8 protein-coding genes are annotated in these 13,385 nt (G+C 49.2%); 4 read left to right on the forward strand and 4 right to left on the reverse strand.

Annotated features, from left to right (window positions below; all coding sequences use genetic code 11):
- Nucleotides 1–60: 60 nt before the first annotated feature.
- On the reverse strand, nt 61–711 hold the full coding sequence (locus D9T21_RS11460; protein ID WP_123325066.1) for a DUF1707 SHOCT-like domain-containing protein: 651 nt from the start codon (nt 709–711) through the stop codon (nt 61–63).
- Between the two features lie 253 nt (nt 712–964).
- Here D9T21_RS11460 and D9T21_RS11465 point away from each other — a divergent pair, with 253 nt between their 5' ends.
- Nucleotides 965–1,867, forward strand: a complete 903-nt coding sequence (locus D9T21_RS11465) for a DUF2608 domain-containing protein (RefSeq protein WP_123325082.1) — start codon at nt 965–967, stop codon at nt 1,865–1,867.
- Between the two features lie 45 nt (nt 1,868–1,912).
- Here D9T21_RS11465 and D9T21_RS11470 read toward each other — a convergent pair whose 3' ends face one another.
- The 3 genes from D9T21_RS11470 to D9T21_RS11480 all read right to left on the reverse strand — a co-directional run bounded on the left by D9T21_RS11470 (nt 1,913) and on the right by D9T21_RS11480 (nt 5,019).
- Nucleotides 1,913–3,148 carry an ABC transporter permease gene (locus D9T21_RS11470; RefSeq protein ID WP_123325067.1) on the reverse strand — a complete coding sequence of 412 codons (1,236 nt, stop codon included), beginning with the start codon at nt 3,146–3,148 and terminating at the stop codon, nt 1,913–1,915.
- Nucleotides 3,142–3,843 carry an ABC transporter ATP-binding protein gene (locus D9T21_RS11475; protein WP_241155695.1) on the reverse strand — a complete coding sequence of 234 codons (702 nt, stop codon included), beginning with the start codon at nt 3,841–3,843 and terminating at the stop codon, nt 3,142–3,144. Before D9T21_RS11475 ends, D9T21_RS11470 begins: the two co-directional genes overlap by 7 nt.
- Before the next feature lie 141 nt (nt 3,844–3,984).
- On the reverse strand, nt 3,985–5,019 hold the full coding sequence (locus D9T21_RS11480) for a CobW family GTP-binding protein (protein WP_123325069.1): 1,035 nt from the start codon (nt 5,017–5,019) through the stop codon (nt 3,985–3,987).
- Nucleotides 5,020–5,439: 420 nt separating this feature from the next.
- Between D9T21_RS11480 and D9T21_RS11485 the strand changes: the two genes are divergently transcribed.
- The 3 genes from D9T21_RS11485 to D9T21_RS11495 all read left to right on the forward strand — a co-directional run bounded on the left by D9T21_RS11485 (nt 5,440) and on the right by D9T21_RS11495 (nt 13,289).
- On the forward strand, nt 5,440–7,836 hold the full coding sequence (locus D9T21_RS11485) for a TonB-dependent receptor (protein ID WP_123325070.1): 2,397 nt from the start codon (nt 5,440–5,442) through the stop codon (nt 7,834–7,836).
- 466 nt (nt 7,837–8,302) lie between these two features.
- Nucleotides 8,303–11,242: a TonB-dependent receptor domain-containing protein gene (locus D9T21_RS11490; protein WP_123325071.1), complete on the forward strand. Its 2,940-nt coding sequence runs from the start codon at nt 8,303–8,305 to the stop codon at nt 11,240–11,242.
- 61 nt (nt 11,243–11,303) lie between these two features.
- Nucleotides 11,304–13,289, forward strand: a complete 1,986-nt coding sequence (locus D9T21_RS11495) for a S9 family peptidase (protein WP_123325072.1) — start codon at nt 11,304–11,306, stop codon at nt 13,287–13,289.
- Nucleotides 13,290–13,385: the final 96 nt, after the last annotated feature.

Consider the following 13,385-nt stretch of genomic DNA (forward strand, 5'->3'; position numbering starts at 1 on the left):
AGGCGCTGGCCAGCAGATTTATGTAACCCATGTTAACCTTCTTACAAAAGCCGCCGAAGCCTAGCGCTGAGAACTGCCAAACAACGCTTTCATTTGATTGGCCAGTTCAACAAATTTCTCTTTAATGGTGCGTTTAAGGCCAATATCCACACCGCCCATTAGTACAAAGCCTTCCACGGTGATGGTCGGTGCCTGCCTATCAGCAATTGAAGGAGCTTTGTTATCGAGGCCGCCCATCAAACAAAACGCTTTGGTCACAACGTTAACGTTTTCCGGTACCTTTATGTCGATCCCACCCATAATACACAGGGTTTTGATGGTGACATTGGGGGTGGTAAATTCGGCATCGGTGAAGTCGATATCGGAGCCGCCCATGATATTCAATACGCGAATTTCGGCCGGCACTTTCCAACGCCCTGAACGATCCGAACCGCCCATAATGTTGATCACCGTTTCATTGTCCGGCACATCACCAGCGCTGTAATTAATATTGAGCTTTTTCTCTTTTTCGCGGGTGTAATCACCATCAACCTGCATGGTGAGATCGGCCGCAAGACCGGCTATTTCCTGATGGTCCTTGCTGGCCATCGCTTTATCCAGCCGGCGTTCAAACGCATCGGCCGAAATCACTCCATGACTGTAGTGATAAATCAGCTTGTCGATGACTTCTTCCCTGACCTGTTCGATAGGACGATCTTCAAGTTTAACCATGACGGTGGCTCCCTGTATTATTCTTTGCCATTTAAACTGCGTACTTTAAAGCAATTGCCGCGCCAGTTAATAAACCATTAATTTTCATTTACTTATCGAAATAAGCATTCCGCCGAATCGACCTTTAACACTAAGTGTTGGTCAATTACACCGCTTAGTGGTCTGTCTGGCAAACCATAAGGCATGTTGATTAACCGTTAAATCTGCTACATTACGGTGTTTTACGCAGAACTCTTAATCAATGATAATGCTTATGCCTTCACTTTCTTTCCCTGAAAACGCACTTCGCGCCGTGTTTTTTGCCCTGGTACTGGCTGCCACCGGCTGCAGCAGCACGCCATCGAACGTCGACGGCGAAGTTACCATCGCCGAAGCTGATACCTTCGATGAAATTGCCCCCGTTGTGGCAAACCTCAATAGCCAGTACGGTGCCGAAAATGTCCTTATCGTTGCCGATATCGATAATACCCTGCTGACCAGTGCCACCGATCTGGGCGGCGATATCTGGTACCAGTGGCAACGCGGTAAACTGGCGGTTAAGCCGACGCCGGAACAACAAGTGAGCTGTCTGTTTGAAGACACTATCAGCCTGCTCTACGAACTGGCGCCAATGAACCTTACCGAACCTCAGGTCCCGGCGTTACTCAATAATTGGCAGGAAGCCGGCAATACGCTGTTGTTACTCACTTCCCGCGCGCCGAAAAATCGTGCGGCAACTGAGCGCGAACTGTTGCGCCACGGCATTGATGTTAGCCAGGCAGCGCTAACACCAGTTGATAACACTAACCCGGTTTACCGCGAAAAGCTTGAGCGTGAAATGAGCTATAGCCGCGGCCTGATGATGACCACAGGTATGAACAAGGGCACCATGCTGGAGTGGATCTTAAACGCCACCGAGCGCCAGTTCGACGCCATCGTTTTTGTTGACGATTCGCATACCAATATCGAAAACATGGATAACGCCTGGCAGCAGCACAACACCGATATGCGGATTTTTCATTACACCCACGTAGAAGCCGAGCGCAAAAAGCTGCAGGGGCAGGTACTCACAGAGGTGCAGGCGGAGCGGATGGCCAACGATTACGCAAAGTTAATCGCCACGCTCAATAGCATTTTCCCGGCCCGTCAGAATGATGGGCAATGCCTCGGCCAGTAAGGCTGTTGTTAAAGACCCGGCGGTCTGCCGGGCCTTACCTGGTTATCAGAGCCTTTGGTTGATAGCGCCCCGGTAAGCATCAATAGCGGGTAACAGGCTGCAAATCAGAGTTGCCAGCATTATCGCGCCAACCACCAGTGCGGTATGCAGAGTTAGCAGGTTTGCCGAAATAAACATCCCGTAGTGGCTGGCTAACCATTCTTTGGCCACGGCAAATACGCCGGATACCAGCGCTACTGCGGTAACACTTGCCGCCCCGGCCAACAGCATGGCTTCAACCAGTATTAAGCGAAATATGGTACCGGCCCCGGCACCGATGATACGCAATACGGCGATTTCTTTTTCACGTTGCTGCATCGACGCCAGCAACATGGTGGATAGTCCGAACAGGGATGACAACATAATGAGCAGGCTAATAAATCGCAGTAGGTTCTCCACGCTGGACATCATCTGCCACATTTCAGTAAGCGCTACGCCCGGTAAAATCGCCATCAGGCGATCATCTTCATAATTATTCAGCTCCCGCTGCAGGGTAAAGGTGGCAAACTTACTGGTGAGGCCCACCATCACTGCAGTAACGCTGTCGGGTTGCACTGCCGGGTTAGTCACGTTATCCGCCTGTTCTAACACGCTATCAAGCTGAGCGTGCGGCAAATGCATGGCCTCAATCCCCTGCAATGAAACGTGCACGGTTTTATCCACCGGCGTACCGGTGGGAGCCAGGATACCGGTAACGGTAAAAGGTGAGTCGTCATGATTCTGGAAACTAACTGCGCCAAGGCCGTGAGCAATCACAATATCATCACCCAGCTGATAATTAAGCGCACTGGCCACATCAGCGCCGAGCACCGCGCCAAAGACACCTTTAAAGGGTTCCCCCTGACTAAACACTAACGGCTGCTTATTACCAAATTTATAGTGGTCAAAATACTGCTGATTGGTGCCGAGCACGCGATAACCATGATGGGCATCGCCTAATGAGATGGGAATGGCCCAGTTTACCTGCGGGTGTTGTTGCAACATCTCATAGCTGGCATAGCTGATGTTATTGGTTGGACTGCCCATGCGGAATACCGTGTAGAGCATCAGGTTTAACTGGCCGCTTGGCGCACCGACGATAAGGTCGACATCCGATACTGTGCGGTTAAAGCTCTCCTGAGCCTGTAATCTCACGTGTTCCACGCTCAGCAAAACACTTACGCTAATCAACAACGATAAAAAAGTAAGTGCCAGCGATTTACCGCGACTACGCAAACTGCTTAAGGCAAAAGACATCAGCATGATGAAGCCTCCGCAGCAGTGGTAATTGCGCTTAAGGCTACACTTTTATCCAGATACTGACTCAGACTCTGATCGTGACTAACAAAAATCAAAGTGGTGTCATGCTGCTCGCACAATTCGGTTAGCAGTCTCATAAACGCATCCCGCGCGTCGGCATCCAGCGCCGAGGTAGGCTCGTCCACCAGCAGGATCTCCGGCTGATTAATTAACGCTCGGGCGATTGCCACTCGCTGTTGCTGCCCCACACTTAACTGACTGGCCTGCTTGTTTAACACCTCTGCCGGCAACTGCAATGCGTGGATAAGCGCGGCAAGTTGCTCGCGGCCCGGCTGACTGTCGCCGGCAAAATGCGCCGCCAGGGCGATGTTCTGCGCCACGGTTAAATGGCTCACCAGATTAAACTGCTGAAAGACTACGCCAATGTGGCGAGCTCTGAATTTGTCACGCTTGCCTTCGCTCAGGCTTGAAAACGGCTTACCCAACAACTCTACGCTGCCCGTATCCGGGGTCAGGATCCCGGCCAGCAGGTTTAGCAAAGTTGTTTTCCCCGAGCCTGAGGGCCCATATAAAAACAGGCGCTCGCCCTGCGCGACCTGCCATTGAGGAAAGCCCAGTCGTGAAGCACTTTTAGGATACTGATAGGTCACGTTGTTAAGGCTAATCGCCTGTTGGGAATTTGTATCTGGTGCTGTCAATTTAGTTAACCTTTTTATTCCGGCTCATTATTGTTGCTTACCCAAGCAACTGAGCTCTACCCTGCTCAAACACACGTCAGTCCGCCTCGCCTGTAAATTAAAAGCACTACTAAAGACCTTAGCAAATCAACCTTCCGGTTACTATATGGCGATACCACTGACACACGCCTGCAAGTTGGCCTGCAAATCAGATGGGAGCTTAGTAGCAATGATTTCAACGCGGCTCTCAGCACATTCATCAAGGGCTATTTCGGTTAATCCATCCGCCGTGAGGTTGTAGCCAAATATGCCGGCATCGGTAATAAATACGCCTTTTAGCCTTTCCGCTTCCACGCTCGCTAACAGTAAACGCAGTTGGTGGTAATCAAACACGCAATCAGGTGCAAATCGCCAACCCACACTGTTAAACCCTTCGCCGCTGTTTTCAGCCGATAACATGCCTCCAATTGGCAACGCTTGCTCTGCAGCCATTGGCTTATCGCTAACAGTGTGATGATGGCCGTGATCATGGTGATGATGCGCTTGATGATGTTGCGGCTGTTGATAATTTGCAGCGGCTCCGTCAAGGCTAGCCAGCGACACTTGCCCATGCCTGGTAAGAATCAACTCCGTACCCGCCTGGCAATGTTCACTCACATATTGCGCTAAACGCTCACCATCGTCAGTGCTATACAAATCCTGTTTATTGCCAACAACAACATCGGCGATAGCCAGTTGCTGATTGAAGGTATCGTGGCTGGTATATCTTGAGTCACTCAGTTTGCGGGCATCCACCAGGGTGATGGTTTTATGTATGGATAGTACCGGTTGATAATGCTCGGCAGTGAGAACCTGCATAACTTCCTTGGGGTGGCCAAGACCGGTAGGTTCAATAATCAGCCGATGAGGGCGAGACTCTGCCAGTAACTGGTTAAGGGCTATCTGCATGGGCAGACTTGCCGCACAGCACATACAACCGCCCGGTACTTCTCGAATAAACACATAGTTTTGGTTATTCAACTGACCATCAAACAAGCTTTTATCAATGCCTATTTCGCCAAACTCATTAACCAGAATGGCCCAGCGTTCATCCGCCGGTTTTTGCGTTAATAAATGTAAGATGGCTGATGTTTTACCCACGCCAAGAAAGCCGGTAATGATATTGGTAGGGACAGCCAGTATTTTGGCTTTTGTCATGATTGCAGCACCCGTTGGTTAAGAAAAAGGCTTCGCATCATATATGAAAGCTAGCAGCAGATTCTACCGGGAAACGCTCCGGATTAAGCAATACAGTGAAGCTCTAAAAGCACCGCTTAAAGATTGATACGTGACTGAATTTATCTTTTATTTTGTTTCCGGATAGTCTTCGTTGCGCGGCTGCAGCCAACGCATTACTACTTTAGCACTAAATCGCTAATTACTTGGTCTGTAGCGAAAGTCGCAGGGGCTAAAACCGGGAACTTTTCCCGGTTATATAAGGGAATAGCTCCCTTGGATAACCGCACATCTCTTCCCATACTTACGTCGTCTTAACCACTTTATTACACAAAAAATACAAGCCCTGGTGATAGCAACCAGCAGCGTATGTATCGATGAAAACGGACTGGAAGTAACTCAATGAAAAAAACCTCTTATCTCTACCTTGCAGCCTGTATCGCAGGCAGTTTTCAGGTGCAGGCCCAGGACAATCAGGCTGATGTCGAAAAAGTCACCGTGTATGGACAGTCACCCCTGAGTTTTGTTTCCGGCTTAACTGAATACTCTCCGGCCAGCCAGACGATTGATGCGGATGCACTGGATGTGGACAACGGTAACTCGCTGGCGCGGATCCTGGATAACCAGTTGGTCAGCGTGTCGATTAACGATGTGCAAAACAACCCGTTCCAGGCTGATTTACAATACCGTGGCTTTACCGCTTCGCCACTGCTGGGCTTACCTCAGGGCCTGGCGGTGTATTTTAATGGTACCCGTTTCAACGAGCCTTTCGGTGATACGGTAAACTGGGACCTGATCCCGCCTTCGGCGCTGGAATCTGTCACGCTGGTCTCCGGCGCTAACCCGGTTTTCGGTCAGAATACGCTGGGTGGCGCACTGATTTTAAACAGTAAAGACGGCTTTAGCTTCCCGCATCACAAAGTCACCGTGATGGGCGGCGACTTTGGTCAGCAGGGTATTAACCTGGAATCCGGCGGCAACAACGGTGAATGGGGTTACTACATTAATGTAAATAAATACGAAGAAGACGGCTGGCGTGACTATTCACCCAGCGATATTCAACAAGGCCTGGCTAACATCACCCATAAAGGGAAAGACTCAGCTACCCGAATTACCCTGGCCGCTAATGATAACGACCTGATTGGTAACGGCGCTATCCCGGTTGATCTGATCCCCTATGAAGGCCGCGATGCGATTTATACTCGCCCGGACCAAACTTTTACCAGTCTGCGCTTTATTAACCTCAATCACGAATGGCAACTCGACAACGATTTAGTGGTGCGTGTTAATGCTTACTTCCGCGAAAATGAAATCGAAACCTATAATGGTGACGACAGTGACTACGAGGAATGCGACGTAGGCTATGGTGAAACATTGTGTGAAGAAGATGAAGAAGCCGAATTACTCGAAGATGACGACGATGATGACATGGATATGGACGATGACGACGATGATGACGAAGAGTTTGATGAAGACGACGCTGTTCAGTTCGTAGGTTTCGACCCTCTTGTACCACTTGAGTCAATTTCTGCCCTCGATCCTGATACTCTGGACGGTACTGCCAATACCAGCTTAACCGAGCAGGAAAGCTATGGTTTTAGTGCTGAGCTTGCCGGCGTAACACAATCTGGCTCGTTAACTCACAACTGGGTAGTTGGTCTGGGTATTGATACCGCTGATATCTCGTTTCGCAGTGATACCGAATTTGCCGTGCTCAACAACGATACTCCGCAAGACAGCCGCGGCGTAACCGGCATTGGCGTATTCGACGAAGGCTCACGGGTGCGCCTGGATACCGATGTAAAACACACTTACCTGTTTGTCAGTGACGTGATTGAGTTAAACCCGCACTGGCAACTGGCCCTTGCTGGCCGTTACAACAAGTCTACTATTGATATGGTCGATGGCGTAGAAGTGGGCGAAGGCTCACTGAACGGTAACCATGAGTTCAGCCGTTTCAACCCCTCAGCCACGGTGCATTACCGCAAGGATGGCTACCATGCTTATGCATCTTACAGCCAGTCCTCACGCACACCGAGCCCGGCAGAGCTTAGCTGCGCCGACGAAGACGATCCGTGTAAACTACCTAACGGATTTGTGGCCGATCCGCCGCTTGATCAGGTACGTACCGACACCCTTGAGGTGGGCGTAAACTACTCGCTGGAGAACGGCTTATTGCACGCCGCGCTATTCCGCAGCGAAAGTAAAGACGACATTATATTCCAGCAAGCAGGCGACCGTGCCTCAGTGGGCTATTTTGTGAACGTGGATAAAACCCGCCGTCAAGGCGCCGAATTCAGTCTGCTGCAGCAATATGAAGATCTGGAGATTTCAGCCAATGTGAGCTACTTGCAGGCTACGTTTGAAACCCCGTATGTGTCTTTCAGCCCGCAAAACCCCATGGGACCAGGCCGTCAGGTAATGGCGGGGGATAACATTCCGGGCCAGCCTGAGTGGCAGGCCGGGTTTGAGGTAACCTACCCGGTGATTGAAAATCTGTATATCAGCGCCGATGTGGATTACGCCTCTGGTCAGTATTTCCGTGGCGATGAAGCCAACGAAAACCGCGAACTGGACGGCTATACTCTGGTTAACCTGAGTGCCACTTATGCCCACAGTAGCGGCATTACCGTGGGACTGCGTTTAGAAAACGTGTTTGATACCGAGTTTGAAACCTTTGGTACCTACGGCGAGGCTGATGAAGTTCTGGAAGATATCTATGACGACATCGATTCCACAGAGTTTGTTGGTCCTGGCCAGCCCAGAACCCTTCGTTTATTTGCCTCTTACCAGTTTTAACCTGCTCCAGTGTGTGCAGCTCATCACTGCACATTCTTAGAGGCGTGTGATCTGCACGCCTTTATTCTACTCCGCTCCCCTGATCCGAACGACTTTTTCTGGACATAAAACAGTCAAAACAAATTATTCCATCGTAATAATGACGTTAATATAAAAAAAGCTACCTCACTGTAATTTAAAGTTGCCAGGCAGCTCTATGTAAACCATTGATAAATAATATAATTAAGTCGAAGGCAAGGAGAAATCGAAAAAGTTCCATTTATTTGACAGCAGAATGTTTTTTATTTAACTTTCAGTGTGTCAATTTCTCTAAATCGGTTGACAGGCAAAGCCATCGCAGTAACAACGTCAAAATCGCGTTTGTTGGTGGGGTTGTTTAAACATAAATAATTATAGTTGCATACAGATGTGTTATCGATCATTGCACGTTTGACAGCACATTGATGCGGCAGAAACAGGGATTCACATGAATAACGATAATAAACTCCATAAGTTATCTATTGGAGTCATCACAGCTATGGGGTTGTTAGCAACTCCACAGGTCTTCGCTCAGGAAGAAGCTGAAAATGGCGCTGAACCAGTAGAAAAAATCTCCATTGTTGGTTCACGTATTCGTACCGACGAGTTTGCTAACGATACACCTATCGACATTATCAGTGTTGAAGACGCCGAGCAGGAAGGTCTGAAAACACTGGGCGAATTATTAAGAACCAGTACTGCAGCAGCAGGTTCTAACCAGATTACTGCCGCCTTAACTGTTGGTTTCGTAACCGACGGTGGTACCGGTGCTGAGACAGTTGGTCTGCGTGGTCTTGGTGCAAACCGTACCCTGATCCTGTTAAACGGCCGTCGTGCCGGCCCTGCAGGTACTCGTGGTGCAGTATCAGCCTTCGACCTGAACAGTATTCCTTTGTCTGCTATCGAGCGTGTTGAAATCCTGAAAGACGGTGCTTCTGCACTGTACGGTTCAGACGCGGTTGCCGGTGTAATCAACATCATCACCAAGAAAGGCGACGACAAGACAATTACTGTTGATATCAGCCAGCCATTTGAGTCAGGCGGTGAAGACAAGCGTATCAACATCTCTTACGGTGAAGAGTTTGCAGAAGGTTCATTCCGTGTAACTGCTGACTACCGTAATACTGCGATGCTGAGCCGTGGCGACCGTGACTACTTCAACTGTACCGAGCGTTTACAGTTCCTGGAAGACGGCTCACGTTCTGATCCTATCGATCCACGTACTGGCAAGCCTCACTGTAGCGAAACGGGTTACGGCCTGTGGTTATACGGCGGCGTTTCAAGCGCGTACGGTGGTAGCTTACAAGCTGCTTACGATTACGATGGCTTCTTCGCAGCGAATGGTTTCGAAAGTATTAACGAAGCAGGTGTTGGTTTTACCACGCCTGATGGCTGGTACCCGGTATCTTACGGCAACGACTACGCCAGTGAAGGCTGGTGGGATCTGAACCACCCCTTCCTGGCTAAGCAAACAGTAATACCAGAAACCACTACTACTTCACTGTACGCAACAGGTGACTACAACCTGTCTGATTCTATCACCATGTATGGTGAGTTAATCTTCAGCCGTCGTACTACTGAAACCAATGACTATCGTCAGTTCTGGACAGCAGACGTAGGCGTACTGCCAGCTTCTGTACTAGACGGCTTCGACGGTAACGGTTTTGTATTCCCGGTAGCATTAACTGACCACTTCAGCTCAGACATCGAAGTTAACTACACCCGTGGTGTGGCTGGCTTAACTGGCGATATCGGCTTCTGGACCTGGGATCTGTCTTACCAGCACAGTATCAGTGATGGTGACTACAACCAGGATATTATTTTCCGTGACTCCATGCTGATGGCCCAGTACAACGCTGCAGATGGCGTTAGCTGTAGCGGCGAAGTAACTGAGTTCAGTAACAAAACCTGTGTAAACATCCCATGGACTGATCCACAGTTCCTGTACGGTAACCGTACACCAGAGCAACTGGACTTCCTGTTTGGCCGTGACAAAGGTAACACTGAGTACACGCAGCAAACCCTGGAAGGCTTCATCACTGGTGATCTGTTTACCATGCCTGCCGGTGAAGTGGGCGCGGCATTTGGTTTCCAGGTACAGCGTGACGAAATCGACGACCGCCCTGGTTACCACACGCTTAACGGTAACTCCTGGGGTCTGTCAGGCGCAGGTATTACAGCGGGTAGCCAAACCACTAAAGCAGTATTTGCAGAAGTTAAAATGCCTCTGCTTGAAGGTGTAGCTGGCGCAGAAAGACTGGATCTGACTGCATCTGGCCGTTGGACTGACTACGATACTTTCGGTACCGACACCACATTTAAACTGGGTCTTAACTGGGAAATCGTAGAAGGCTTAAGCGTACGTGCCAGCCGCGGTACGTCTTTCCGTGCACCAGCCCTGTTCGAACTGTTCCTGGCTGAGCAAACCGGCTTTGGTGGTCAGTTAGCCATCGACCCATGTTTAGATTACGAAGCGGGTTACGCCTCTGGCGCAATTTCTGACACCGTGTATCAAAACTGTATCGCTGATGGTGTTCCGGCAGATTACGTGCAACCTGGTGGCTCTGTTACCCTGGTAACCAGTGGTGGTGCAGGCCGCCTCGAAGCAGAAACCTCTGTAGCAGAAGGTATCGGTGTAGTTTGGACCAGCCCGGAAGATACTTTCGCAGTATCGGTTGATTACTTTGCAATCGAAATCAATGACGAAATCGACGAGTTAGGCGGTGCCAGCATCGTTAATCGTTGTTATAACTCTATCGATTTCGCTAACGAGCCGCTGTGTGACCTGTTCACTCGTCGAGATGGCTCAAGTGCCAATGACTACGGTATCGACCAGGTTAACGGTGGTTACGTAAACATTGCTTATCAGGAAGTTCGTGGTGTGGATTATAACTTCACTTACCAGGATGATTTCGATTGGGGTTCACTGCGTTTCCGCGTAGAGCACACCATGCAAATCGAGCGTTACAGCAAGCAGTTTGCTGACTCGCCTTACAATAACTTTATTGGTGAGAATGGCTATCCTAAGCACGTTGGTGTTGCTCGTTTAAGCTACTCTAACGACGATTTCATCCTGATCTGGACTGCGAACTACTTTGACTCTACTAACGACTACGAATACTACGCCAGTGAAACCAACACCACTACGGTTAACGGTAACACGGTAACCTTCATCGATGAGACGCCTTGGACTACCTACCACACTGTGTCTGGCTCTTTCGACTATGAAGGTCTGGAAGTGTTACTTGGTTTAGCGAACGTATTCGACAAAGAACCGCCTAGAATTTCTAGCAGCGGTTTCGACTTGGGTAACTCGGCTATGTATTCACAATACCAAACGGCTTTCATCGGTCGTCGGGTATTTGCGAACCTGACCTATAACTTCTAAGTTGTAATAGTTAAATAAAGCCCTCGCTTGTCGGGGGCTTTTTTTTCTAGAGGGAAAAATTATGAAAGTTCGTTTGATGTTACTTGTCATCACGACACTCCTTGGAAGTCTGACATTCACATCAGCAGCGCAAGCTAAAATCAATACGCCACTATTAGAAGCGTATGCTAAACATTCACAGTACCTGGACATAAAAATTTCACCCGACGGCACCTACCTGGCTTCGACCTCCCGCGGCGAAGACGGCGTGGTGTTTTTAACCGTGTTGAATATTAAGGATCAGGAAGTCGTTTCCATTACTCGCGGAAAAGGCAAAGAAACCGTAAGCAGTTTTAACTGGCTTAATGATGAACGTTTGATTCTGGGCATGGCAAGGGAAGTAGGCTCCTTTGAACAACCGCTGCCCACTGGTGAATTATTTGCCATGGATGCAGACGGTGAAAACAGCGTTATCTTAAGCGGCTGGCGCGCTGAGAGCGGCGACCGCAGATTCTCACAAATTATTGATATTCTGCCGGATGAGCCGGATGCCGTGTTAGTTTACAGCACCGACTTAACTGCCAAAGAGCCCTTCCTCGATATTTACAGAATGAAGGTCAGCAATGGCCGTAAAGCCTCCGAAGGTCGCGCGCCGCTGCGAGCTTATGCAGGCTCAAATGTGAACGTTTATACCGATACCAAAGGCAACGTGCTGGCGATGATTGGCGCCAATCCTAACGAAGACAATAAGCAAACCATGATGGTGCGCAAAGACACCGACTCTGAATGGGAAGTGGCATTTGAAAGTGACCCCTATACACCATCTTTCACGCCGCTGGTGTTTTTGTCCGACGATAAAACCATTGTAGGTCTCAGTACATTAGAAACTGACACCTGGTCTTTGGCGACCTATAACATCGACACCAAAAAGCACGAGGTGCTGGCGTCACATCCTAAAGTAGATTTATCGCCAATCCTGCACAGTGAAAACGGTAAGATAAAAGAAATATTTGGCGCCAGCTACGAGTATAAAGGCATTGAAAACATGTTCTTTGGCGGTGTAAAAAGCGAAGCCGAACAACGTGTACTGGCCAGCCTGGCAAATACCTTTAAAGGCCAGACCGTGGCAGCAACGTCAGCCACCCGTGATAACAGTAAAATGATTATTCGGGTAGGCAATGCCAATAACCCAAATGTGTTTTACATGTTTGACGCCGAGGCTCGCAAGCTGGTGAAGCTGGCAGAGAGTAAACCCTGGCTGGACGACGTGGAAATTCCGGAGTCCAAACTGATCACTTATACCGCCCGTGATGGCCTGGAGATTTCTGCCGTACTTACCCTGCCTAAAGGCGAAGCTAAGGATTTACCTTTTGTGCTGCTGCCTCACGGTGGTCCTCACGGTCCTTACGACTCCATTGCTAACATCGACTCCAGTGTACGCGATGCCAAAGTACTGGCAGCGCATGGCTACGCAGTATTACAGCCAAACTTCCGTGGTTCTGGTGGCTATGGTTTATCCTTCGAGAAAGCCGGTTTCCGTAACTGGGGGACCACCATGATCGACGATATGACCGACGGTACAATGTATCTGGTGGACAAAGGCATTGTGGATAAAGACAGAATGTGTGTTTACGGCGCCTCTTACGGCGGCTACGCGGCATTACAGAATGTTATTCGCGAGCCAGACTTGTACCAGTGCACTATTGGTTTTGTTGGCGTTTACGATCTGGACATGATGTTTGAAAAAGGTGATATTCCGCAAAATGATGCCGGTATCAATTACCTTAATCAGGTGTTACCTAAAGGCGAAAACCGCGACTTCCAGTCCCCCATTAAAAACACCGACAAGATCAAAGTGCCGGTATTTATTGTGCAGGGTGAAGAAGACGTACGGGTACCCAAGGAACATGCCTTTGCTTTACGTGAGAAGCTGGAAGCCAGAAACCATCCTTACCAGTGGATGATGAAGTCCGGCGAAGGACACGGCTTTTACAAGCCGGAAAACAACGTTGAGCTATGGCAGGAAATGATTAAGTTCCTGGATAAGCATACCAATACCACTCGTTAATCCAACTGCTAGGTAATACCAATCCGCATAGGAGTTTACCCACTCAGCAAGACTGGCAGGTTTTGTGGCTAGGCTTGGTTGCACAGGTTTGGTGGT

Origin of the sequence: Marisediminitalea oceani, from assembly GCF_003731635.1 — a bacterium.
GTDB classification, from domain to species: domain Bacteria; phylum Pseudomonadota; class Gammaproteobacteria; order Enterobacterales; family Alteromonadaceae; genus Alteromonas; species Alteromonas oceani.